Origin of the sequence: Fulverythrobacter ferritrahens (genome assembly GCF_020539485.1) — a bacterium.
GTDB lineage: Bacteria > Pseudomonadota > Alphaproteobacteria > Sphingomonadales > Sphingomonadaceae > Andeanibacterium > Andeanibacterium ferritrahens.
The window spans coordinates 15,833-39,507 of record NZ_JACDXU010000007.1 but is presented as its reverse complement, the minus strand read 5'-3'; the positions used below and the strand labels follow the sequence as shown (position 1 = coordinate 39,507).

At 64.7% G+C, this 23,675-nt stretch carries 21 protein-coding genes and 1 tRNA gene; 8 read left to right on the top strand and 14 right to left on the bottom strand.

Going from position 1 to position 23,675, the window contains the following annotated elements:
- Positions 1-262: 262 nt before the first annotated feature.
- Positions 263-757, bottom strand: a complete 495-nt coding sequence (locus tag H0274_RS15380; protein WP_226796503.1) for a nuclear transport factor 2 family protein — start codon at positions 755-757, stop codon at positions 263-265.
- A gap of 108 nt (positions 758-865) precedes the next feature.
- Between H0274_RS15380 and H0274_RS15375 the strand changes: the two genes are divergently transcribed.
- The 4 genes from H0274_RS15375 (at position 866) to H0274_RS15360 (ending at position 6,025) form a co-directional block, all read left to right on the top strand.
- Complete coding sequence (locus H0274_RS15375) at positions 866-1,780, top strand: SDR family oxidoreductase (protein ID WP_226796502.1); 915 nt, start codon at positions 866-868, stop codon at positions 1,778-1,780.
- Between the two features lies 1 nt (position 1,781).
- Complete coding sequence (locus H0274_RS15370) at positions 1,782-3,989, top strand: PQQ-dependent dehydrogenase, methanol/ethanol family (RefSeq protein WP_226796501.1); 2,208 nt, start codon at positions 1,782-1,784, stop codon at positions 3,987-3,989.
- Positions 3,990-4,041: 52 nt separating this feature from the next.
- Positions 4,042-5,511, top strand: a complete 1,470-nt coding sequence (locus H0274_RS15365) for an aldehyde dehydrogenase (RefSeq protein WP_226796500.1) — start codon at positions 4,042-4,044, stop codon at positions 5,509-5,511.
- Between the two features lie 76 nt (positions 5,512-5,587).
- Positions 5,588-6,025 carry a hypothetical protein gene (locus tag H0274_RS15360; RefSeq protein WP_226796499.1) on the top strand — a complete coding sequence of 146 codons (438 nt, stop codon included), beginning with the start codon at positions 5,588-5,590 and terminating at the stop codon, positions 6,023-6,025.
- Between the two features lie 56 nt (positions 6,026-6,081).
- Here the strand turns inward: H0274_RS15360 and H0274_RS15355 are convergent, their stop codons facing one another.
- Positions 6,082-6,627, bottom strand: coding sequence for a nuclear transport factor 2 family protein (locus H0274_RS15355; protein WP_226796498.1), 546 nt, complete (start codon positions 6,625-6,627; stop codon positions 6,082-6,084).
- 107 nt (positions 6,628-6,734) lie between these two features.
- Between H0274_RS15355 and H0274_RS15350 the strand changes: the two genes are divergently transcribed.
- The gene (locus tag H0274_RS15350; protein ID WP_226796497.1) at positions 6,735-8,762 is read left to right on the top strand and encodes a TonB-dependent receptor; all 2,028 of its coding nucleotides are present in this window, start codon (positions 6,735-6,737) and stop codon (positions 8,760-8,762) included.
- Positions 8,763-8,844: 82 nt separating this feature from the next.
- Here the strand turns inward: H0274_RS15350 and H0274_RS15345 are convergent, their stop codons facing one another.
- The 4 genes from H0274_RS15345 to H0274_RS15330 all read right to left on the bottom strand — a co-directional run bounded on the left by H0274_RS15345 (position 8,845) and on the right by H0274_RS15330 (position 14,278).
- On the bottom strand, positions 8,845-10,518 hold the full coding sequence (locus tag H0274_RS15345; protein ID WP_226796496.1) for a thiamine pyrophosphate-requiring protein: 1,674 nt from the start codon (positions 10,516-10,518) through the stop codon (positions 8,845-8,847).
- Positions 10,519-10,604: 86 nt separating this feature from the next.
- Complete coding sequence (locus H0274_RS15340) at positions 10,605-11,138, bottom strand: MarR family winged helix-turn-helix transcriptional regulator (RefSeq protein WP_226796495.1); 534 nt, start codon at positions 11,136-11,138, stop codon at positions 10,605-10,607.
- A gap of 202 nt (positions 11,139-11,340) precedes the next feature.
- Positions 11,341-12,936 (bottom strand): GMC family oxidoreductase, encoded by a 1,596-nt coding sequence (locus H0274_RS15335; protein WP_226796494.1) that lies wholly within the window; start codon positions 12,934-12,936, stop codon positions 11,341-11,343.
- Positions 12,937-13,060: 124 nt separating this feature from the next.
- Positions 13,061-14,278: an alpha/beta hydrolase gene (locus tag H0274_RS15330; RefSeq protein ID WP_226796493.1), complete on the bottom strand. Its 1,218-nt coding sequence runs from the start codon at positions 14,276-14,278 to the stop codon at positions 13,061-13,063.
- 129 nt (positions 14,279-14,407) lie between these two features.
- Between H0274_RS15330 and H0274_RS15325 the strand changes: the two genes are divergently transcribed.
- The gene (locus H0274_RS15325) at positions 14,408-16,642 is read left to right on the top strand and encodes a beta-glucosidase (RefSeq protein ID WP_226796492.1); all 2,235 of its coding nucleotides are present in this window, start codon (positions 14,408-14,410) and stop codon (positions 16,640-16,642) included.
- Positions 16,643-16,719: 77 nt separating this feature from the next.
- Here the strand turns inward: H0274_RS15325 and H0274_RS15320 are convergent.
- A tRNA-Ser gene (locus H0274_RS15320) sits at positions 16,720-16,812 on the bottom strand.
- A 256-nt stretch (positions 16,813-17,068) separates the two neighbouring features.
- Here H0274_RS15320 and H0274_RS15315 point away from each other — a divergent pair.
- Complete coding sequence (locus tag H0274_RS15315; RefSeq protein WP_226796491.1) at positions 17,069-17,890, top strand: DUF1134 domain-containing protein; 822 nt, start codon at positions 17,069-17,071, stop codon at positions 17,888-17,890.
- 40 nt (positions 17,891-17,930) lie between these two features.
- Here H0274_RS15315 and H0274_RS15310 read toward each other — a convergent pair whose 3' ends face one another.
- Complete coding sequence (locus tag H0274_RS15310) at positions 17,931-18,089, bottom strand: hypothetical protein (RefSeq protein ID WP_226796490.1); 159 nt, start codon at positions 18,087-18,089, stop codon at positions 17,931-17,933.
- A gap of 205 nt (positions 18,090-18,294) precedes the next feature.
- On the opposite strand from H0274_RS15310, the gene H0274_RS15305 reads away from it, so the two are divergent.
- Positions 18,295-19,470: an amino acid aminotransferase gene (locus H0274_RS15305; protein WP_226796489.1), complete on the top strand. Its 1,176-nt coding sequence runs from the start codon at positions 18,295-18,297 to the stop codon at positions 19,468-19,470.
- A gap of 122 nt (positions 19,471-19,592) precedes the next feature.
- Here H0274_RS15305 and H0274_RS15300 read toward each other — a convergent pair whose 3' ends face one another.
- The 6 genes from H0274_RS15300 to H0274_RS15275 are packed head-to-tail and all read right to left on the bottom strand — an operon-like array spanning position 19,593 to position 23,608.
- On the bottom strand, positions 19,593-20,210 hold the full coding sequence (locus tag H0274_RS15300) for a riboflavin synthase (RefSeq protein WP_226796488.1): 618 nt from the start codon (positions 20,208-20,210) through the stop codon (positions 19,593-19,595).
- 14 nt (positions 20,211-20,224) lie between these two features.
- Positions 20,225-21,199 (bottom strand): bifunctional diaminohydroxyphosphoribosylaminopyrimidine deaminase/5-amino-6-(5-phosphoribosylamino)uracil reductase RibD, encoded by a 975-nt coding sequence (gene ribD, locus H0274_RS15295; RefSeq protein ID WP_226796487.1) that lies wholly within the window; start codon positions 21,197-21,199, stop codon positions 20,225-20,227.
- 4 nt (positions 21,200-21,203) lie between these two features.
- Positions 21,204-21,716 (bottom strand): hypothetical protein, encoded by a 513-nt coding sequence (locus tag H0274_RS15290; RefSeq protein WP_226796486.1) that lies wholly within the window; start codon positions 21,714-21,716, stop codon positions 21,204-21,206.
- Positions 21,717-21,770: 54 nt separating this feature from the next.
- Positions 21,771-22,493 carry a M48 family metallopeptidase gene (locus H0274_RS15285; protein ID WP_226796485.1) on the bottom strand — a complete coding sequence of 241 codons (723 nt, stop codon included), beginning with the start codon at positions 22,491-22,493 and terminating at the stop codon, positions 21,771-21,773.
- Entirely contained in the window at positions 22,490-22,975 is a 486-nt protein-coding gene (locus H0274_RS15280) for a YcgN family cysteine cluster protein (protein ID WP_226796484.1), read from the bottom strand. The genes H0274_RS15285 and H0274_RS15280 overlap by 4 nt, the downstream gene beginning before the upstream one ends.
- Positions 22,976-22,981: 6 nt before the next feature.
- A complete protein-coding gene (locus H0274_RS15275) occupies positions 22,982-23,608 on the bottom strand; it encodes an SCO family protein (RefSeq protein WP_226796483.1) in 627 nt (208 codons plus the stop codon).
- Positions 23,609-23,675: the final 67 nt, after the last annotated feature.

Here is a 23,675-nt window from a genome sequence, read left to right as displayed (position 1 = left end):
CATGAGGCCCGGCTCTGCAGACAGCGCCGACCCGGCGCGGGAGAGGAGCGAAGCGCTACCGCCCCCGCAACCCGTCACTGCTGGGCCATATAACCCAAATGGTTCTCAATGTCAAGATGGTGTGCCATATTCACTCGTCACCCCGGCCTCGTGCCGGGGTCCCGCTTCCTGCACGGAAAACAGCTGGATCCCGGAACAAGTCGGGGATGACGACAAGGGGAGGCTGTGCCCTGAGTGAGCGCACAGCCCCCACAAAAGCCGCCTACTTCTTGATAATCAGCGAATCCGGGCGCTTCCTCGGCACCCACTGGCCCTTGCCGGGGAAGCGCTGGAGCACTTCGCCGTCCCACAGGCGCACGATGCGGCGCTGGAAGCGCCACTGGCCGTCGGCGCATTTCACGGCGTGATCGTCATACCAGCCGGTGAAGCGCAGCACCATCGGGGGCTCGCCCTCGCATTCGGTGACGAAGGCGAAGCTCTTGATCTTCACGCTGCCGTCTTCCTGCGGGAAGTACTTGATCTGGGTGACGTGATGCTGGCGGCCGGGAAAGCCCGGCGCATTGGCATAATGGCGCATCAGCCCGCGAATCCCGTCATGGCCGTTCCAGATGTCCGGTTCGTCGAACACTTCCTCGCTCATCAGGCAATCTTCGGTGAAACAGGCCACCAGCCCGTCTTCATCGCCGGTGTCGAGCGCCCAGCTATAGTCCGCGATCAGGTCCATCAGTGCCAGACGATCTTCGATTGCGAGTTTCATAGTCGATCCTTCTCCCAAATGTTGCCTCAACCGTAACACTCGTTATTATCGCCTTCAAGCGGAGCGGTGCTATCCGGCATGCGCATATCCGGCAAAGCGAGAGGTTCCATGGGCAAGATTATCGTTACCGGCGCGTCCGGCCAGTTCGGCAATGCCGCGGCCCGGCTGCTGCTTGAGAAGGTTCCGGCGGAAGACCTGATCCTGCTGTCCCGCACGACAGACAAGCTGGCCGAATTCGCCGAGTTGGGCGCGCATGTCCGCAGCGCCGATTTCGACGATCCCTCCACGCTGCGCGCTGCGATGCAGGGCGGCGAGCGGATGCTGCTGATCTCCACCACGCGGGTTGGCACGCGGGTTGAGCAGCACACCAATGCGGTGGAAGCGGCGGTGGCCGAGGGCGTGAAGCATGTCGCTTACACCTCGATCCTGGGCTGCGGGAAGCCGAACAATCCTTCGGTCGAGCAGTTCGACCATCTGGCGACCGAGCAGATGATCGAGAAATCGGGCCTCGCCTGGACCCATCTGCGTGACAGCCTCTATGCCGAAGCCGTGGCCACCGCCATGGCGATCCCGGCGCTGCAGGCCGGTCACAAACCCGAGAATGCCGGAAACGGCCTCGTGCCCATCGTCAGCCGCGACGATTGCGTGGCGATTGCGGTGGGCGTGCTGACGCAGGAAGGCCATGCCAACAAGGCCTATGACGTTACCGGGCCGGAGCTGTGGACCCTGCCCGATGCGATGGCGCTCGTCTCGCAAATGGCGGGCAAGCCGATCGAGATCGAGCCGGTCGATGACGAGGGCATGTATCGCTATTTCGATTCGCTGGGCGTGGCGCGCAAGGCTTCGGACATCGTGCCCGATGGCCCCATTCCATGGGCCAGCGAAGGCATGGTCACTTTCGGCCAGTCGATCCGCGAAGGCTTCATGAATGTCGTCTCGGACGATGTCGAGCGCATCACCGGCAGGCCGCCGCGCACGCTCCGCTCCGTCCTCGAACAGTACCAGCACCTCTGGCCCGCCTGACATGAAGTTCCGCAGCCTCGTTGCCGCTGGCGCGCTTGCGCTTCTGGCCGCCTGTTCGGGCGGGTTCGACCCGTCGGACATCGACACTTCCGTCTATGGTGCGGGAGACAATTGGGACAATCCCGGCGGCGACTGGGCGGAAAGCCATTTCTCTCGCCTGGGGGACATCACCAAGGAGAATGCGGGCCAGCTCGGCCTTGCCTGGGAGTACGATCTCGGCACGGCGCGGGTGCAGGAAGCGACCCCGGTGGTGATCGATGGGGTGATGTACACCTCGGGCAATCTCGGCCGGGTCTATGCGCTCAACGCAGCAACGGGCGAGCAGCTGTGGACCTTCGATCCGGGCGTGGACATGCAGGCCAACCGCTATGCCTGCTGCGATCAGGCCAATCGCGGGGTGGCCGTGGCGGATGGCAAGGTCTTCGTCGGCTCGCTCGACGGGCATTTGTTCGCGCTGGACGCGAAGACCGGCAAGGTCGCCTGGCGCAAGGATACTATCGCGGATCGTTCGCGCGGCTACACCATAACCGGCGCGCCTGAAGTGGCGGGGGACGTGGTGGTGATCGGCAATGCCGGCGCGGAATACGATACGCGCGGCTATGTCACCGCCTATGATGTGAAGACCGGCAAGGAAGCCTGGCGCTTCTACACCATCCCGCACGATCCGGCTGACGGCCCGCAGGAAAGCAAGGCGCTGGAAGCGGCGCTCAAGACCTGGGACGCCAAGAGCCGCTGGGACATTGGCGGCGGCGGTACGGTGTGGGATGCCATCACTTATGACCCGGCCTATGATCAGGTGATCATCGGGGTGGGCAATGGCGGGCCCTATCCGCTGAAAACCCGCTCGCCATCCGGCGGGGATAATCTCTATCTCAATTCCCTCGTCGCGCTGGATCGCAAGACCGGCGAGATGAAGTGGCATTATCAGGAAACCCCGCAGGACAGCTGGGACCTTACCGCCACGCAGCCCATGATGCTGGCCGAACTGGAAGTGGGCGGCGATAAACGCCCCGTGGTGATGCACACGCCCAAGAACGGCTTCTTCTATGTGCTGGACCGCGAAACCGGCAAGCCGCTGGCGGCCAATGCCATCGTGCGGACGAGTTGGGCCGACAAGGTCGACCTCAAGACGGGCAAGGCCCATCTGACGCCGGAATTCAGCGATTACAGCACCGGCCCCAAGGTGGTGTTTCCCGCCTCCAGCGGTGCGCGCAACTGGCATCCGGCGGCCTTCGATCCCACGCGAAACCTCTATTTCGCCTCGGTGGTGGATATGGGGAACCTCATGTTCATCCCGCCGGGGCAGGAAAATCCGGCGCGCAAGAAGCAGAACCTCAATGCGGCGGCCGCGCTGATCTTCACGCCCGATCTGCAGGCTGCGCTGCCCACTCTGCCCCCGCCGATCCGGCAGGCAGTGGAGAAGCTGCCGCAATGGCAGTGGGTGAAGGACAAGCCCTTCAGCTCCGAAATCCGGGCCATCGATCCGCTGACCGGCAAGACCAAGTGGAAGGCTGACCGCGAAGGCTGGCAGGACCGTTCGGGCGTGCTTGCCACTCAGTCCGGCCTGGTCGTCTATGGCACGCTGTCGGGCAAGCTGGTGGTGCGCGATGCCGATAATGGCAAGCTCCTCGCCTCCATCGACACCGGCAGCTCGATCCTTGCCGCTCCGATGACCTACAAGGTGGACGGCGTGCAATATATCGCGGTGCAGACCGGGTGGGGCGGCGGCGGCTGGGGCTTCGTGCCTTCCTATTCGGCGGCCTATGCCAAGGGCAATGCCAACCGCCTGCTGGTGTTCAAGCTGGGCGGCGGCAAGGTGCCGGTCCCGGCGGACCTCCCGGCACTGGAACCGGCTGTGGCTCCGCCCGCGCAATTGCCCGGCGCCACGCCGGAGACGATCGCGCTGGGTTCCGCCCTGTTCACCGAGAATTGCTCGATCTGCCATTCGAACCAGCCGCGCGCGCCGCTGCCGGACCTGCGCCGCATGGCGCCGGGCACGCATGACGTGTTCGAAGACATCGTGCTCAAGGGGCTGTTGCAGCCCAACGGCATGCCGCGCTGGGACGATGTCCTCTCCCCCGATCAGGCACAGGCGATCCATGCCTTCCTGATCGACGAGCAGGGCAAGCTGCGCGCGCGCGAACTCAAGCTGCAGGCCGCGGGCAAGCCGCTCGATTCCCGCAGCCTCACCATTTTGTCGAGTTTTTAGGTTACGACCTAAGTATTGTCCGTTTCAACGAATCCCGTGACTGGAGAGAGAAATGACCCCTGAAGGTGTAAATGTCCGCCATCCCGACAAGCTGTTCATCGGCGGGGAGTGGGTTGCCGCGGCCTCCGGCCGGATGATCGAGATCGTCAATCCGAATAGCGAGGAAGTGGTCGCCCGCGTTGCCGAAGCCGGCAATGAGGATATGGACCGCGCCGTCGCCGCCGCGCGCGCCGCTTTCGACAATGGCCCCTGGCCGACCACTTCGCCTGCGGAACGCGGGGCGATGCTCAATCGCATGATCGACCTTCTGGAACCGCGCATTCCCGAACTGGCGGCTGCCTGGACGGCGCAGGTCGGCGGCCTCGCCAGCTTTGCCCCCGTCATGCATGGCGGCGCGCTGGCCGGTTTGCGCGGCATTGCTGCGCTGGGTGAGGGTTTCGAATGGGTCAGCAAGGCCAAGGGTCAGGTGGTGGACACCGTGATCCTTTCGCGCGAGCCGGTCGGCGTCGTCGCGGGCATTGCGCCGTGGAACGCGCCCTTCGGCATCATGGCGAACAAGGTGTTCTATTCGCTGATCGCGGGCTGCACCATCGTGATGAAGCCTTCGCCGGAAACCCCGCTGGAAGCCTATATCATCGCCGAGGCAGCGGAAGCCGCCGGTCTTCCGGCAGGCGTGGTCAACCTCGTGCCTTCCGAACGGGAAGCGGCGGATCACCTCGTCCATAATCCGGGCATCGACAAGGTCAGCTTCACCGGCTCCACCGCCGCGGGCAAGCGCATCGCGGAAGTCTGCGGCAGCCGCATCGCGCGTTGCAGCCTTGAACTGGGCGGCAAGTCCGCTGCCATCGTGCGCGACGATTTCCCCATCGATGCGGCCGCCGCGATCCTGGGCAACACCATCACCGTGATGAGCGGGCAGGTCTGCGCCATGCTGAGCCGCGCCATCGTCACCAAGGACCGGCATGACGAACTGGCCGAGGCCATCGCCAAGGTCATGCAGGGCGTGAAGATCGGCAATAGCGACGATCCGGAAACCCAGCTTGGCCCGCTCGCCATGAAGCGTCAGCTCGAACGCGTCGAAATGTATATCGAGGAAGGCAAGAAGAGCGCCGACCTCGTGACCGGCGGCGGCCGCCCGGCCCATATGAACAAGGGCTATTTCATCGAGCCGACCCTGTTCGCCAATGTCGATAACAAGAGCCGCATCGCGCAGGAGGAAATCTTCGGCCCGGTCCTGTGCCTGATTCCGGCGGAGGACGAGGAAGACGCGATCCGCATCGCCAATGAGAGCAATTACGGCCTCAACGGCTCGGTTCTCACCACCGATGCGCAGGCGGCCTATGATATTTCGCGCCGGATTCGCACCGGAGTGATGGGCCAGAACGGCATGCGCATGGAGTTCGGAGCGCCCTTCGGCGGCTTCAAACAGTCCGGCATCGGGCGCGAAGGCGGGCCGGAAGGTCTGTGGCCCTATGTGGAAACCAAGACCATCCTGCTTGACGCGGCGCCCGCAACGCTCTGAAACCAAGGCATGATGGGCGGCGCCTGCTTCGGCAGTGCGCCGCCCCTCTACCCGTTTCCGGCGGACAGGAGAGACCATGCCGATTTTCGTGATTACTTTCGACGCGCCCAATGCGGCTGGCAAGCAGCATGATTACACGCCCTTCGCCAAAGAACTGGCCGCGCAGAAGTGCCTTCAGATCCAGCGTGGGACTTTCCTGGGCAGCTTCCACAACACCGCCACGCAGGTGCACAACCACTTCCGCAAGTTCCTGCACAATATCGACAGCCTGCTGGTGAACGAGATGGTGCAGCACTATGCCTATACCGGCAAGGCGAAGAACATCGCCAAGTGGCTGGAGCTCAATCCGCCGGCCAAGCTGCCGTCAGCGCCGGCCGACCCGGCTGCCCAGCCTGCTCCGGAAACGGCCAAGGCCGAGGAAAGCAAGCCCGCCGCCAAGCCTGCGGCGAAGAAGCCTGCCAAGGCCCCTCCTGCCAAGGCCCCTCCTGCTAAGGCCAAAGCCAAGGCGAACTGATTTTCGCCTCCGGGACAGCGTCATCGCGAGGGCTCCCCCCGCGATGACGGCCCTCCTCAGAGCTTCTTGTCGTTGGGATCGATGCGGGGATCGCTTTTCAGCATCGGATCCCAATGTTCGGCAACCTTGCCGTTCTCGATCCGATAGAGATCGAACCAGGTCGAATAATAGGTTTCGCCCTTCGCGTCCTTTTCCGGACGCACGAACGATGTCATCACGTAATTGCCTTCCGCGATCAGCTGGATCAGCGGCAGCTCCAGCTTCTCCTTGATTTCGCGTTCGGGGCGAGTGGAGCGGACATATTCGATCAGCCCGTCCAGCCCCTGCGCCGCATTGGGATTGTGCTGGACATAGTTTTCCGTGACGAACTCATGCGCGCGGCCGGCAAGACCGGCCTGCAGCACGATGCGGTACATGTCATAGACCAGCCGCTTGTTCGCGGCGAGTTGGGGGTCGTCACTGGCAAGCAGTGCTGCGTGGTCTTCCGCCACGACTGGTCCGACGGCATTCATGGGCTGTGCTTTCTCCTCTGCCGCGAGCGTATTATGGGACGCCGTCAGCATCAGAGCAGCTGCCGCCTGCATGATGAAGGCCTTACGCATCGCATTCTCCCTTGTTCTGGTCGCTCCCTGCCAGAGGTGGGGTGACGCGGCAAGATTCAGACGCTACAGGGGCCGCAATTGACTTTGTCCGGAATGGAAGGCCGATAATGAAAATGAGGATTTGCCTGCTCGCCGGTGGTGCTGTCGCCGCCCTTTCCACGCCCGCTTTCGCGCAGGATACTGCAGGGCAGGACGAGGTGTATGAAGGCGAGGAGATCGTCGTGACCGGCCACGGTCTGGAAGCGACGCCGTCCACTATCGCCTATTCCACCGTGGTTGTGGATCAGGAGCAATTGACTTCCACTGCTTCGGGCCGGATCGAGGATGCGCTGTCCAATGTTGCGGGCTTCCAGCAATTCCGCCGATCGGACAGCCGTTCGTCCAATCCCACGGCGCAGGGCGTGACCCTGCGTGCGCTGGGCGGCAATGCCAGCAGCCGCGCCTTGGTGCTGCTGGACGGCGTGCCGATGATCGATCCCTTCTTCGGCCATGTGCCCCTTTCGGCCCTGTCGCCCAACCAGCTGGAAATGATCCGCGTGACGCGCGGCGGCGGTTCGGGCCCCTTCGGCGCAGGCGCGCTGGCCGGTACTGTCGAGCTGGAAAGCATCGATGCAAGCGATCTCGGCTTGGTCCGGGCGCAAGCAATGGTGAACGATCGTGGCGATACGGAACTGGAAGGCAGTCTGGCGCCGCAATGGGGCAGCGGCTTCGCAGTGGTCAGCGGCAGGTGGGACCGGGGCGATGGTTTCTGGACCACGCCGAAGGACCAGCGCGTCGCGGCTTCCGTTCCTGCGGCCTATGAAAGCTGGTCCGCCAATGCGCGGGTGGTGCAGCAGCTCGGCGCCGACGTCAGCCTCCAGGTGCGCGGGCTTGCCTTTGAAGACAATCGCACCCTGCGCTTTGCCGGGGCGGACAACGCCACCAAGGGCCAGGATATTTCCGTGCGCCTCGTCGGCCGGGGCGACTGGCAGTTCGATGTGCTGGGCTATGGCCAGTGGCGCAATTTCTCGAACATCGTGATTTCCTCCAGCACCTACAAGAAAACGCTCGATCAGGCCGATACGCCCGCCAGCGGCTTCGGCGGCAAGGTGGAAGTGCGCCCGCCGGTCGGCGGTGGCCACACATTGCGGATCGGCGCGGATTTCCGCCAGTCGGACGGTGATCTTTCGGAATATCGCTATCTCGCCAGCGGTGCGGGCAACGGCAGCCGCTTTGCCGGCGGCACCAATTCGGATTTCGGCCTGTTCCTGGAAGACGACTATACGCTGGGCCCGATCCTGCTGACCGGCGGCGTGCGGGCGGATCGCTGGAGCATCCGCGACGGCTATCACCGCAATCTCAATGCGGCGGGCGGTGTGATCGAGGATTCGACCTATACCGACCGTTCGGGCTGGGACTTCTCCTGGCGGGTGGGGGCCACGGCCGATGTCGCGCATGGGGTGCGCGCGCGCGCCGCGGCCTATACCGGCTTGCGCCAGCCCACTTTGAACGAGCTGTACCGGCCTTTCGTGGTCTTCCCCGTCACCACCTATGCCAATGCCAATCTCAGGAATGAGAGGCTGGAAGGCTATGAAGTGGGGCTGGATGCGACGGCGGCCAGAGGCGTCGATTTCTCGCTCACCCTGTTTACCAACCGGGTGGAGAACGCCATCGCCAATGTCACTCTCAGCGGTACGGATCGCCAGCGGCAGAATGTCGATGCGGTGAAGTCCACCGGGGTGGAGCTTGCCGCCACGCTGGGCAGTGGGCCGCTCAAGTTCCAGGGCACGCTGGCCTATACCGACGCCAAGGTGGAGGGCAGCGGCGTGTCTGCCGCGCTGGACGGCAATCGCCCCGCGCAGACCCCCGATTTCGCGGCCAGCGCTACGGTGAGCTGGGAGCCGAAGAAGGATTGGCGCATCGCGGCCACGCTGCGTTATGTCGCCGACCAGTTCGAAGGCGATGACGAGACCGACGTGCTGCCCGCCGCGACCACGGTGGATCTGTTCGCGCAGGTTCCGGTAGTCGAGAAGTTCAGCCTCGTCCTGCGGGTGGAAAACCTGTTCGACGAAAAGATCGTCACCCGCAATCAGGCCGGCTCGATCGACTATGGCGCACCGCTGACCCTGTGGGGCGGAGTGCGCTACGGGTTCTGATCCGAAGCTCCTCCCTGTCCTGCGATGCAGGATGGGGAGGTGGCGCGCGCCGCAGGCGCGTGACGGAGGGGTAGGTGCGCCATTACCCCTTGGAGATCACCGTTTCCTTCTCGGTGATGAATTCCACCAGCGCGGGCTGGCCACCTTCGATGGCGGCCAGTGCCCGCTTGAGGGCCGGAACGATCTCGCTGGCCTGAGTCACCCGCTCCCCATGGCAACCGAGCGAACGGGCGAAGGCCGCGTAATCGCCGGAAATGTCGGTCGCCCGGAATTTCTCCGTCGCTTGCGGCATGATCGGCAACTCGATGGCCATGGCTTCGTTGTTGAGCAGGATGGAGAGGATCGGAATGCCATCGCGCGCGGCGGTTTCCAGATCGGTGCCGGTAAAGCCGATGGCGGCATCGCCCCAGACATTGATGCAGAGCTTGTCCGGGCAGGCGAGCTTGGCACCCATCACCAGCCCGAGGCCATAGCCGAGCTGAGTCGATTTGCCCCAGCCGATATAGGAATGTGGGCTGGTGCTCTTCCAGAAAGGCACCAGCTGGTCGCGCGGGCTGCCGGCGTCATGGGTGATGATGACGTTGTCGACATCCACCGTCTGCTGCAGATCCCACAATACGCGATAGGGGGAGAGCGGCGATGTCTCCTGCGTGCATTTGGGCATCCATTTGGCCAGCCATTCGGCCTCCACGGCCTTGATCTTCGCGGCTACCGGTGCGGCATCGCGGCGATGGGGGGAGCGGGCTTTCACCGCTTCGATCAGGGCGCGCAGGGTCAGCTTCGCATCGCCGATCAGCGCCAGTTCGCTGGGTACGCACTTGTCGATGTCCAGCGGGTCCAGCGTCGCATGGATCACCCGCTTGCCGGCCGGAATGGCGAGGCCGAAGGACGTGGCGGTGAAGGAACAGCCGATGCCGAACAGCAGGTCGCATTCGTCCAGCCATTTGCGCACGCAGCCATTGATCCCGTTGCCGCCGGAACCGAGGGCGAGGGGATGCGTCTCGTCGAAGCAGCTCTTGCCCGGCAGGCTGGTCATCACCGGGATGGCCAGATGTTCGGCCAGCTCGCGCAGCTCGTCATAGGCTTCGGACCAGTGAATGCCCTGCCCGGCATAGATCGCCGGATTATCCGCCGCGATCAGCGCATCGGCCGCCGCTTCGATATCGGCATGGGCGGGCTGGCTCAGCGCCACCTTGCCGGGGGTGTAATCCATCGGCGCGTCGAATTGCTGGTCGAGAATGTCATAGGGCAGCTCGATCACCACCGGCTGCGGGCGGCCGTTGCGCAGCATGGCGAAGGCGCGGCGCATCACGGCCACCACATCCTTGCCATTGGTCAGCGGCTCGGCATGTTTTGCCACGCTGGCCATGGAGCGGACCGAGTTGAAATTATAGGGCACATAGGCCTGGCTCAGCGCATAGCCCTGCGGCATCACCAGCACCGGCACGCAATCGGCATAGGCCTGCGCCACGCCGCCAAAGGCATTCTCCGCGCCCGGGCCCTGCTGCATCACGAAGACGCCCATCTTCTCGCCCTTGGTCATGCGGCTCATCGCATCGGCCATGTGCAGGCCGGTGCGTTCCTGGCGGACGATGATGGTGCGGATGTCGATCCGGGCAGCGGCTTCGAGGATCTGGTTGCGGGGATAGCCGAAGACGATCTCCACCCCTTCGCGCTTCAGCACTGCCGCAATGGCATCAGCCACCGTGCCGTTGGAGTGGACCTGCTGGCCGGAAACGCCTTTGCCCGTTCTCATCATCTCTCCCCGATTGATGCCAGTTCATGACCTGGATTACGCAGCGGCGGCTAGATTAAAAGCGGGGAGGGCGCAATCAGGGGGTGTTACGCGCCATCTTCCAGCCCGGTATCGAGCCGCCCGACCAGCGCGGTGCAGAAACGGGTGGCCTGTTCCTTGTCGTCTTCCGCGAAGCCATCCAGCAGGCGGGAACGCCATTCTTCGGCAATGGCGAATACCTGTTCCAGCGCGGCCTCGCCCTCGGGCGTCAGCCGCAGCAGCTTGGTCCGGCGATCCTTGGGATCAGGCAGGCGCTCCACCAGCCCGTCCTTCTCCAGCGAATCGAGCATCCGTGTCAGCGTCGGCCCTTCGATCCGCAGGCGGCGCGCAATATCGACCTGAGGGCTGAGCGTGGGGGAATTGCGAATGGCGGACATCGCCTCCATCCGGGCGGAACTCTGGTTGATCGGGCGCAGCTTCTCGTCCAGCAGCGAACGCCAGCGGCGGGCGGCCAACACCAGCGAAATGGTGAAGTATATATCCGGCGAGGCATCGCCTTCGCGGAAAGGACCGATGCCTATGGCACCGAAGGTCTGCCCCGCCTCCGCGGCATCATCGCCTGCCGATTGTTCCGCCATCATTTGCCCCGACTATCCATTGCAGCTCACGCCCGGGCATTCCGCCCGCCGCGCGCCCATCCATGGCCATCATGGGGGCTTGGCCGCCGAATGGCAATTTGCCGGATGGGGGGAGTGGAAAACTCTCCGGCCTTACCCTGGGCTGCTTCCCGCGCTTTTGAACAGAGGCGGAGGGGGTAATTTGACGGGATTCTGCCCACGCCGCCTAGGCTATCGTGCGCAGGATGTGGTCTGCCGCCTTGTCGCCGATCATGATCGAGGTGGCATTGGTGTTGCCCTGCGGGATGGTGGGCATCACCGAGGCATCGGCCACCCACAGCCCGCAGACGCCGCGCACGCGCAATTCTGCGTCCAGCACGGCATCGGGATCGCCATCCGGGCCGATCTTGGCCGTGCCGACCGGGTGGAACATCGACATGGAGGCAAGGCGCACATAGTCGCGCAGGGCTTCCTTGCTTTCGAAATCCGCGCCGGGGCGCTGTTCGCGCAGCACGTGGGATTCCATCGAGCGCTGGCGCATGATCCGGCGGGCGAGGGCGATCCCTTCCACCAGCTGCTCCACATCGTCATCATCGCCCAACAATTGATGCTCGATGATCGGGGGTGCCGCCGGGTCGGCCGAGCGCAGGCTTACCCGCCCGCGATGGGCCGGGCGCATCAGCCCAATGAACGTGGCGACCGAGGATTCGGGCTTCAGCACCACATTGCCCTGCGGCGTCACTTCGAAAGAGAAGGCCGAGAAGGCGAGTTGCAGATTGGGCACGGGCAGGCCCGGCCGGCTGCGCACGAAAGCCTGGGCATGGCCGATGCCGGTGGTCAGGGCCCCGGTGCCGCCGAAAATGAAGCGCAGCAATTGCAGCGGCGCGCGCAGGCCATGCGCGTCATTGTTCAGCGTGTGCATGTCCACCGTGTTGATCAGGTGGAGCCCGGCATGATCCTGCAGATTGCTGCCCACGCCCGGAAGATCGCGCAGCACGTCGATCCCCATGTCGCGCAGATGCTGCGCGGGGCCGATGCCGGAAAGCATCAGCAGCCGCGGCGTATTGAGCGCACCGGCTGAAACCACCACGCCTTCACGTGCGCGCAGGCTGTGCCTCTGCCCGCCGCGCATATAGGTTATGCCGCGTGCGCGCCCGTCGGCCACCTGGATGGAGAGAACCTGCGCTTCGGTCACGACATCGGGCTTCAGGCCGCTGCCCAGCCCATCGAGATAGCCGGCGCTGGAGCTGCGCCAGCCGCGCCGCTGCGAAAGCTGGATATAATCCACCCCTTCGGCCAGCTCGCCATTGAGATCCTTGGCGCGGCGAATGCCTGCCTCGCTCGCGGCGTCGATCCATTTATCGGTGATCGGATAGCGGCTGCGGCATTCGGAAACGGAGATCGGCCCGCCCTTGCCGCGCCAGGCATCTTCCCCGCGTTCATTATCTTCCAGCCGCCGGAAATAGGGCAGGCAGGATGCATGGTCCCAGCCCTTGGCGCCCAGTTCTGCCCATCGATCATAATCCCAGGCATGGCCACGGATGAACATCATGCCGTTGATGGTGCTGCCCCCGCCCAGGCGCTTGCCTGCGGGCCAGGGGCCGGGGCGGCCGCCCACCGAAGGATCGGGCTCCCCGAAATAGCACCAGTCGAACTCCGGGTTCTGGACCAGCTTGCCCATCAGGGCGGGCACGCGCGAACGAATGTCACGCGCATCCTTGCCGGCTTCCAGCAAGACCACGCGCTTGCCCGCTTCGGCGAGCCTGCCGGCCACCGCGCAGCCGGCCGAGCCGCCGCCGATTACAATAAGATCGGGTTCCACTTTCCTTACCCCCCGGTAAACCATGCCAACCATGGCAGGGCGGCGGACATTTCTACAAGCGAAGAATTTGAAATAACGGTGATTTTCTCTGCTCCAGTCCGATCATGGGACAGTTTGCCCGGCCCTAGCGGAAAAGGCGCGGGGCGAAGTCGGCGAGATAGCGCCGCCAGTTGATCCAGGTGTGGCCGCCGCCTGTCTCGTTATAGACATGCCGGATACCATATTTATCGAACATGGCGCGAGTGGGCGCGACGCTGCCATAGAGGAAATCGTCCTTGCCCATGGCGTAATAGACCAGATCGAGGTCCTGCGCGGCCTTGCGCAGAGCCGCGTCATTGGTCTTTTCATAGCGCTCCACATCTTCCGGCCCGGCAAGGCCCAGCCCCATGGAGAAGATGCCGATGTAATCGAAGGTTTCCGGGTGAGGCAGGCCGAAGCGCAGGGTATGCGCCCCGCCCATGGAAAGGCCGGCCATGGCCCGGTGATGCTGATCGGCCAAAGTGCGGAAATTGGCATCGACATAAGGGATCAGGCTGCCGATCAGATCGTCCCCGAAATCGGTATTCTCCAGCATGTTGCCGCCCGGCCGGTCAGGCGTATGGCCGAAGGGCATGACCACGATCATCGGCCTGGCCTTGCCTGCCGCGATGAGGTTGTCGAGGATGTAATGGGCATGGCCCACGCTGGTCCAGCTATCCGCGCTGTCACCCGCGCCATGCACCAGATAGAGGACGGGATAGGACTTGCCGTCCTTCATGTAGCCCGGCGGAGTATAGACATAGGCCTGCCGTTTGCTGCCCAGTGCCTTTGACCAGTAATCCACCCGGCTGACTGCGCCATGCGCCACGTCCTGCCGCCAGGTCTGGAATTCGCCCTCGGGCCCCTTGGTCTCGAAAGTGGAATTGGTGCCCACCCGTTCATGGCTGAAGCTGGTGCCTTGCGGATCGGGCACGCGCGCGCCGTCGATCTCGAAATTGAAGCGATAGGTGTCAGGCGGAACGGGAATGGCGGTGGTCGCGCTCCACAGGCCGGCCTCGTCCTTCGTCATGGCCAGGCCGCGCTGCGTGCCCGGCTGCATTCCCATGGGAATCGCCTGATCGATGTCATTGCTGGTGACGCGTGCCTGATGCGCTGCCGGGGCGCAGATGCGGAAGGTCACGCGCCCGTCGGGCAATTGCTCAACCGATTTGTAAGTGGCGGGACCGGGGAAGAAGCCTTGCGGCAGGCAGCTTGCGGGGGCGGCGGGGTTCTGCCCCTGCTGCGCCTGCGCAGCCATCGGCGCGGCAAGGCCCAGCGCCGCGATGGCGAGCGGAGCGGCTATCCTGACTAGATTGTGCGTCATGACCTCATCCCTGTTTGACAAGCGGCGCGCCCGGCCGCAATTTGGATGAGACAGCGTTGTCCCACGTAAGGCCAAAAGGCAAGGGGCCGGGTGTCATTGATTGCCCGGCGGCAGGAGAGGAAGTTCATGATGAAGTCGCAAGCTCGCAAATTCCGCCTCTCCGGTGCTGCTCCGCTGGCCCTGATGCTGTGTGTTTCCGCAATCGGCGCTCCTCTGGCGGCGAAGGGAGCCAGTTCAACGGATGCCGCGGCGCGCGCTGCGGCCACCGAAGCGCGGATGACCGATGACGAGCGGATCACGCTCACCCTTGGCTTGCTGCCCTCGGCACGGGGCGATCAGCCGCCGCCGGAAGGCGCGCGGCCGGGCGCGGGCTTCATCCCCGGCATTCCGCGCCTTGGCATTCCGGCGCTTTACGAAACCGATGCCAGCCTGGGTGTTACCTGGATCATGGGCGCGCGCGGCAATGGCGGCACGCAATTGCCCAGCGGCACGGCGCAGGGGGCCACCTGGAACGTGGGGTTGATCGAACAGGGCGGCCGCATGATCGGCTCCGAAGCGCGGGCCAAGGGCTATAATGTGATGCTGGCGGGCGGGATCAACCTGATGCGCGATCCGCGCAACGGACGGACCTTTGAATATCTGGGCGAAGATCCGCTTCATTCCGGCCTGCTGGGCGCCGCCGCCGTGCGGGGCATCCAGTCCAACCACGTCATCTCCACCATCAAGCATTACGCGATCAATCCGCAGGAAACCGGCCGGGCCTTCATGAACACGGTGATCGACCCCAAGGCGCTGCACGAAAGCGATCTGCTGGCCTTTGAAATCGCCATCGAGAAAGGCGATCCCGGCTCCATCATGTGCGCCTATAATGCCACCAACGGCGGGCAGAGCTGCGGCAACAAATGGCTGTTGACCGATGTGCTGCGCGGCCAGTGGGGCTATCGCGGCTTCGTCATGTCCGACTGGGGCGCGGTGGATGGATTGGAATATGCTCTGGCCGGGCTGGACCAGCAATCGGGCTTCCCCATCGATCCGGAACCTTTCTTCGGAGAGCCGCTGAAGGCCGCCGCGCAATCCGATCCGGCCTATCGCAAGCGCCTGTCGGAAATGACGCGCGCCATCCTCCATGCGATCTACGCCAATGGGCTCGACGCGCATCCGGCCACTATCGGCACTGTCGATTCGGCGGCCAATTCGCAAGTGGCGCTGAAGGTCGCGCAGGAGGGGATGGTGCTGCTTACCAATCCGGCCGGGCTGTTGCCGCTCGGGCCGGATGTCCGCTCTGTGGTGGTGATCGGGGGCCATGCCGATGTGGGAACGCCGGTGGGCGGTGGTTCCTCGCGAGTGCTGGGCGATGAAGGGCCGTCCGTCTCCGTGCCCGGCGTGCAGGATGGCAACGGGCCCTTCGCAGGCATGATCAACCAGGATTACAACCGCTCCGCCCCGCTGGCCGCGATCCGCGCCGCCGCGCCAAATGCCACGGTGAAATATCGCGACGGCGCCTATCCAGCGGAAGCCGCACTGGCCGCATCGCAGGCGGAAGTGGCGATTATCTTCGCTACGCAATATCAGACCGAAGGGTTCGACGTGCCCGATCTCTCGCTTCCCAACGGGCAAGATGCGCTGATCGCGGCAGTGGCTCGCGCCAATCCCAACACTATCGTCGTGCTCGAAACCGGCGGCCCGGTGGCGATGCCCTGGAAGGACGAGGTCAAGGCCGTGCTGGAAGCCTGGTATCCCGGCGCGCGCGGGGGCGAGGCGATTGCGGATGTCCTGTTCGGCAAGGTCAATCCCTCGGGCCGCCTGCCGGTGACGTTCCCGGCCACACTCGAGCAGCTTCCCCGCCCGGAACTGCCCGGCCTTGCCGAAGTGGAGCCCAATTTCGTGGGCACAGGCGCGCTGGGCCAGAAGCTTGATGTCGATTACAACGTGGAGGGTGCGGATATCGGCTATCGCTGGTTCGCCCGCGAAGGAAAAGCCCCGCTTTTCCCCATGGGCCATGGCCTCAGCTACACCAGCTTCGCGGCGGAAGGCTTCTCGGTCTCGTCCGGCAAGGATGGGCTGAGCGCCCGTGTCACCATCCGCAACACCGGCACGCGCGCCGGTGCGGAGGTGGCGCAAATCTATCTGGCGGATGCAAGCGGGAAGAAGCTGCGCCGTCTGGCCGGTTTCACCAAGCTCGACCTTGCCCCCGGCGAGGCACGGGAAGTGACCATACCGCTGGAACAGCGCGTGCTGGCGGACTGGACGCCCAAAGGCTGGGAAGTGGCCAGGGGCACCTATCGTTTCGTGCTGGCCAAGGATGCGCTGGCTGACGGACAGGTGGCCGAAGTGAATCTGCCCGCACGGCGGCTTGCGCGCTGAGCGGAAGAGCGCTGATCGAAGGAGGTTTGGCTAAAGCCCGGACCGGCATGCTGGCCTGCCACAAAGGCAGGCTGGCGTGGCGGAGACGGAGGGATTCGAACCCTCGATACAGGATTTACCCGTATGACGGTTTAGCAAACCGTTGGTTTCAGCCACTCACCCACGTCTCCGGATCGCAGCGGCAATGGCCGGGCGCTATAACGAGGGGTTGGGGAGGCGGCAAGGGGCTGTTCAAGAAATCTGCCATCCTTTTTGCGATTAGCGGGCAAGCGCGGTTGAGGTGGCTTTTCGAGGAGCTTTCCGACCCTTGCGGTGGACTCGCCCTGCCGCAAAACCGACTCGGCTCGCCGCGCGTTCATTGCCGCTTCAGGCCGGGGGGACTCTTTTCGGCGGTCAATATTTCTGACGGGATCGAAGGGGTTCGCAATGACCGCATTTGCCGCAATCGGCCGCCAGGCTGCCCAATTCCGGGGCCAGTTCCGGGCGACGCTCGGCGCGCTGGCCTGTGCCGCGTTTCTGGCGGCGCAGCCCGCTGCCGCGCAGATCCAGTCGGTGGACCCTTCCGCCGCGATCGATGGCGATCTGGATAGCGCGCAGCCGCCGGCCTACAGCCCGCCCGCCCCGGCGGAACCCGCGATCACTTACGAACCGGTCACGCCGCCGCCGGCCGATCCCTATCAGGCCCCGGCAACTGCACCCGTGACCACGGCTGCCCCTGCTGCTGCCTCCACCGCCGCCAGTCAGGCATCGACCACGGGGCAGGGCGAAACCTACAAGAAGGATGACCTGATCGGCGCGGCCGAAGGCGTGTTCGGCAAAGGCGCGGAAGGCCTTGCTCGCATGATCGAGGATATCCTGAAGAAGCAGGGCGAGCCCAATGCCTATATCGTGGGCCGGGAAGGCGGCGGCGCGTTCATCTTCGGTGCGCGCTATGGCTCGGGCACGCTGTATCACAAGGTGGAAGGGCAGCAGCCCGTCTATTGGCGCGGCCCCTCGCTGGGCATCGATGTGGGCGCCAATGCCGCTAACACCTTCGTGCTGGTCTATAATCTGTACGATTCGCAGGAATTGTTCGAGACTTATGGCGCGGGGGAAGGGCAGGCCTATCTGGTCGGCGGCTTCCACGTATCCTATCTGCGCCGGGGCGACGTGGTGCTGATTCCGGTGCGCATGGGCGCGGGCCTGCGGCTGGGCATCAATGTCGGCTACATGAAATTTTCCAAGAAGCAGAAATGGCTGCCCTTCTGATCTGAGGTCTTATGATCTGAACGGGGCGGGAAGGGCGATCCTATTCGTTCTCTCGCCCCGATTCGGTCTTCCGCGTCCGCTTCTGTTCGTCGATCTGGTCCGCGCTGATTCTCGCCTTGGGGGCGAGTATGGATGTGAAGACCATGCCGATCATCAGCACCACTTCGCTGCCCCGGTTACGGGGCCGGTGAGGCAGCATTTTCCTGCGCTTGCGCGCCACGATCCAACCGGACGCCACCAGCGCGATCAGCGCCGCGCCTACTTATCGATAACCAGGCCTCGAACATGCGCCCTCCCCCTTGCGGCCGCACTCTGTGGCTATCTGGGAGCAGCGCGCAAAAATGCGAGTCCTGCCCTGTTTTCCGGCTTGCCCCGAAGGGGCAGGCGCGGCTAGGGGCGCGGCCATGCTCGAGAACCTTACCCAGCAGCCGCCCGACGCGCTTCTTGCGCTGATCAAGCTCTATGATGCCGATAGCCGCGCCGACAAGATTGACCTTGGCGTGGGCGTCTATCGCACGGATGACGGCGCAACGCCGGTCTTCGCTTCCATCAAGGCGGCGGAACGCAAGCTGGTGGAGGAACAGGATTCCAAGGCCTATCTCGGCCCGGAAGGCGATATGGGCTTCGTCCATGCGCTGATGCCCTACATCTTCGGATCTGACCCCACGATGGGCGGCCGGATCGAAGGCATGCAGACGCCGGGCGGCACCGGCGCCGTGCGCATCACGCTGGCCCTGGCCAAGCATGCGGGCGTGGGCACCGTGCTGATGGGCACGCCCAGCTGGCCCAACCACGCGCAGATCCTGAAGGATCTGGGCATGGAGATGAAGGGCTTCAATCACGCTGCTTCCGATGGCTCGGCGGATATGGACGCGCTGCGCACTGCGCTGAAGTCGGCCGCCAAGGGCGATGCCGTGCTGCTGCATGGCTGCTGCCACAATCCCACGGGCATCGATTATACCGACGCCCAGTGGGACGAGATTGCCGCCCTGCTGGCGGAAACCGGCGTGCTGCCGATCCTCGACCTGGCCTATCAGGGCCTGGGCCTGGGGATGGAAGCGGATGCCTATGGCGCGCGCAAGGTGCTTGCCTCGGTTCCCGAAGCCCTTGTCGCCTATAGCTGCGACAAGAATTTCGGCCTCTATCGCGATCGCGTCGGCGCGGCTTACGCCATGGCTGCCGATCCCTCGCTGGTCGGGGCGATCATGTCGAACGGCCATGCGCTGGCCCGTGCGAACTGGTCGATGCCGCCCGATCACGGCGCTTCGGCGGTCCGTCTGATCCTGCGCGATCAGGAAATGACCAAGCTGTGGCTGGACGAGCTGGACGATATGCGCGCCCGTATGCGGCAGGTCCGCGATCGTCTCGGTGCGGCAGGCAAGGTCGGCACGCTGGACCTTGCGCCCTGCGGCACGCAGAACGGCCTGTTCTCCATGCTGGCGCTGACGCCGGAGCAGATCCTGAAGCTGCGCGAGGATCACGGCATCTACATGGCGGGTTCCGGCCGCATCAACATTGCCGGCCTGACCATGGGCAATATCGACAAGTTCATCGGCGCTCTGGCGGCGGTAACGGCTTGAGATAGCTCCTCCCTTCAGGGGAGGTGGCATTCGCGTAGCGAATGACGGAGGGGGCTCGCCTTCGGGCACACCCCCCTCCACCATGCTTCGCACGGTTCCCCTCCCCGTTCCGGGGAGGATCTTTACCCCCGCAAATCCTGCATCCGCTTGAGATAGCGGGCCATCGTATCGATCTCGAGATTGACCGCGTGGCCTGGCTCAAGCGTGCCGATGGTGGTCACCTCGGCCGTGTGGGGAATGATGTTCAGCCCAAAATGGACCGTGCCGTCCGGCTGGTCTTCCACTTCGTTCACGGTCAGCGAGACGCCGTCGACCGCGATCGAGCTCTTGGGCGCGATATAGGGGGCAAGTTCCGCCGGGGCGGCGATGGTGAAGCGGGCGGAATCGCCTTCCGGCTCGATCCGTACGACCTGGCCCACTGCATCGACATGGCCGGTCACGATATGGCCGCCCAGTTCGTCGCCCAGTTTCAGTGCCTGTTCGAGATTGAGGCGCGATCCTTCCTCCCACATGGTCGGTGCGGTGCGGGAAACGCTCTCGCCCGAGACGTCCACCGCGAACCACGCGTCGCCGGCCTGGCCGCCTTTTTCGACCACGGTCATGCAGGCGCCCGAACAGGCGATGGAAGCGCCGATGGCGATCCCTGCCGGATCATAGGGGCAGGCGATGGTGACGCGCAGGTCGCCCCGCTGCTCTTTCTGGCGGACGGTGCCGATGGCGGTAACGATGCCGGTGAACAATGCTGCCTCCTCTGTCAGGCGGGCTGATAGACTTCCATCCAGTCGCTGCCAAGGCGGCGGCGGTCCGCCAGGGTCCAGCCAGGCGGCACGCCGTTGGCGCCGGGCTGGCGGAAGGCGGCGATGCCGCTGCCGAAAGTGACGGGCGCCCGATAGAGCAGGAGCCGGTCCACCAGCCCTGCATCGAGGAAGGCGGCGGCCACTTCCGATCCACCTTCGATCATCAGATATTGCACATCGGTCAGATCGGTGGCCGGATCGGCGATGGCCTGCGGCGATGCCAGATGGTGCCAGCCTTCGGGCGCGGCACCGCGCGTCAGCACATAGCGGCGCGGGCTGCGCTGTTCGAGGCCGGGCAGCCGCACGTCGAGCCTGGGGGCATCCGCGCGCAATGTGCCGCCGCCCACCAGTATCGCATCGCTCATGGCGCGTTCCAGATGGGCATGGGCGCGCGCTTCGGGGCCGGTGATCCATTTGCTGGTGCCATCTTCGCGGGCGATCAAGCCATCGGCGGTAAGGGCCAGTTTCAACGTTACGAAGGGGCGGCCGTGCCGCTTGCGCATCAGATAGCCGGCAAGGCTGGCGTGGCAGGCGGGATCGTCCGCCAGTTCCACCGCGATCCCTGCGGCTTTGAGGCGCGCGATCCCGTCGCCCGCAGTGCGGGGATCGGGGTCTTCCACGCCGATCACCACGCGGGCGACGCCTGCGGCAATCGTCAGCTGCGTGCAGCAGGGGCCGCGCGGGCTTTCATGCGCGCAGGGTTCCAGCGTTACGTAAAGGGTGGCGCCACTCGCCTGGGCCCCCGCTTGGGCAAGGGCTACGGCTTCGGCATGAGGGCGTCCGCCGGGCTGGGTCCAGCCCTGGCCGATCACGATCCCGCCCTTCACCAGAATGGCGCCGACGGCCGGGTTGGGGCGGCTCAACGGCCGGGCGCGCAGTGCCAGAACGGCGGCAGCGGCCAGCCAGCCCGCGTCCTGCTTACTCGGCGGCAACGAATTATTGACCGGCAACGGGCTGGGCCCCGGCTCCGGGTTCCTCGGCTGGCGGGTTTTGGGGAGCGTTCTGCGGGGCGGCCTGCTGTGCCTGCCCGGTGCGGGCCTGTTCGGCCTTCGCCTTTATCGCGGCCTCTTCGGCGGCCTGCTCCTGCTTGATCTCGCGCTCCATCTTGTCGACGTCCACGCCGGTCATGCGGCCAAGCTGGCGGTAGAGGTTCTTGCGATATTCCTCCCGCTCCGCTTCCTGCGCGCGCAACACATCCTGCTTCTTCTGGTTCGCCAGGTTGGACGCCAAAATCTCCGCATCGCTGCGCCCGGCGGCATATGTGGTGATGTAGGTCACTTCGGGCTGGCGGGGGATGATCCGCTCGCTTTTGGGGATGATGATGGCCATCAATCCCACGCTCCCCGCGATGGAGACCGCCAGCACGGGCCAGCGATGGGGATTGTTGCGCCAGAGATGCGCGAAATCCTTTACCGCGCCCGTGGGGGAAACATTATGCCAGAAAGCCATGGCGCGAATGTAGGCGCTGGCGTGCGCCTCCGCCAGTGTCTTCGCGCGGTCGGCTCAGCCAAAGGTGCTGTAGAGGCGCCTTCCATGCGCTTTCAGCCAGCGGTTCACCTCTTTCAGATCACCCTCGAACAGCTCGGCCAGCAGGGCGTGGAAGGCCGGCGAATGGTCGAAATGGCTCAAATGCGCAACTTCATGCGCCACGACCGAGCGGCGTACCGGGTCTGGCGCCTGGATCAGCCGCCAGTTGAGCCGGATCGTCCCGTCGCTGGCGCAGCTGCCCCAGCGGCGCTGCGCACGCGAGAGGCGCAGGGGCGGCGGGGCCTTGCCGGCAGCGGCGCAATAATGGGCGAGATCAGCCTCCATATGGCGCAGTGCTTCCCCCTCCAGCCAGCGTTTGAGGCGCGGGGCGAGCCCGTCCTGCGGCCCACCCACAAGCAGGCGGCTTTCTTCCAGCGCTGGACGGCGGCGGGCTTTCTCATGCCAGTGGATCGCCAGCTCCTGCCCGCGATAGAGCAGCATACCGCCCGCCTCGGGTGCGGAGGATGCGGGCAGGTGGGCCATCTGCCCTTCCAGCCAGTCGCGGCGGCTGGCGGCGAAATCCAGCCCATCGCTGGTGCGGCCCCAGCGCGGCAGGGTAAGGCGTATCTCGCTGCCATCGGGCGCGAGGTGCAGGGTCATGCGGCGGGCCGTGGGGTGTCGACGGATCGTCACGGGCACTTGCCGTCCGCACAATTCCAGGCGGGGATCGACGGGAGTGCGGCGCAGCCAGTCGATCACGTGCCGCCTTCCGGCCACTCGTCTGCTGCATCGGCCCATTCGACGATGTGATGCTCGATCGGCCCCGCCTCTGTCTCGCTGATGGCGCGGCCGATCACTGAAACACCTGCCGTGCGCAGGGCAGTGCGGTCGCCCGAAAGCAGGTAGTGCCAGCCCGGCAGGGGGCGCCCATCCGCCCGGCGGCGATAGGCGCAGCTATCGGGCAGCCAGCGGATTTCCTTTACCAGCTTGAGCGTGAGGCGCAGGCAATCGGGCACGAAGGCCTTGCGGTTGCGGTAATCCTTGCACTGGCCCGTGCGCGTATCCAGCAGACGGCAGGCGACGTTTGTGTCCACCACCTCGCCCGTATCGGCATCTTCCAGCTTGTGCAGGCAGCACCGCCCGCAGCCATCGCACAGTGCTTCCCACTCGGCGCGATTGAGATCGGCGAGCGGCAGTTCCCAGAAGCGGTAGCGCAGGTTCTGATTGCCCAGCTTGTCCATGGGTTTCTAGCTCACCCAGCGGGCAAGGTCCGCCGCCACGGCATCGGGCCCCTTGTCCACCGGCAGCAGCGCGATGGGCTCTCCCTTCGGGCTCATTAGGTAAGTGACGCTGCTGTGATCGACGAGATAGCCGCCCCCCGCGGAAGTTTCGCCCTTGCGGTAAAAGACCTTGAAAGCTTCGGCAGCGGCTTTCACCTGCCCGGGCGTGCCGGTCAGGCCGATCAGATCGTCCGAAAAGGCATGTGTGAACTCACCCACCTTGGCGGGCGTATCGCGCTCGGGATCGATGGAGATGAAGATTGGCTGCACCTTTGCGGCCAGTTCCGGCTCATCGGCCTTGAACTTGGCAAAACCCTGCATGATCCGGCCGACATCGGTGGGGCACACGTCAGGGCAATAGGTATAGCCGAAATAGACGATGCGGTACTTCCCGTCGAAATCCGACCATTTGACCGGTTTGCCCGCCGCGTCCACCAGATCGAAGGGACCGCCGATGGCCGCGCCGGCCAGAGGCGCGTCGGCCGGAACCCCGCCGGAGGATTTCTGCCCGCAGCCCGTCAGGGCTAATGTCAGGGCGATTGCGGCAAAAGGGGCGAATGCGTGTTTGGCTTTCCACATGGCGCGCCGGTTCATGCTCTGCTAACCCGCCTATCGCAAGGGGTGAGTCAAACAGGGGCTCTCAACATCGGGTCCGAAAAGG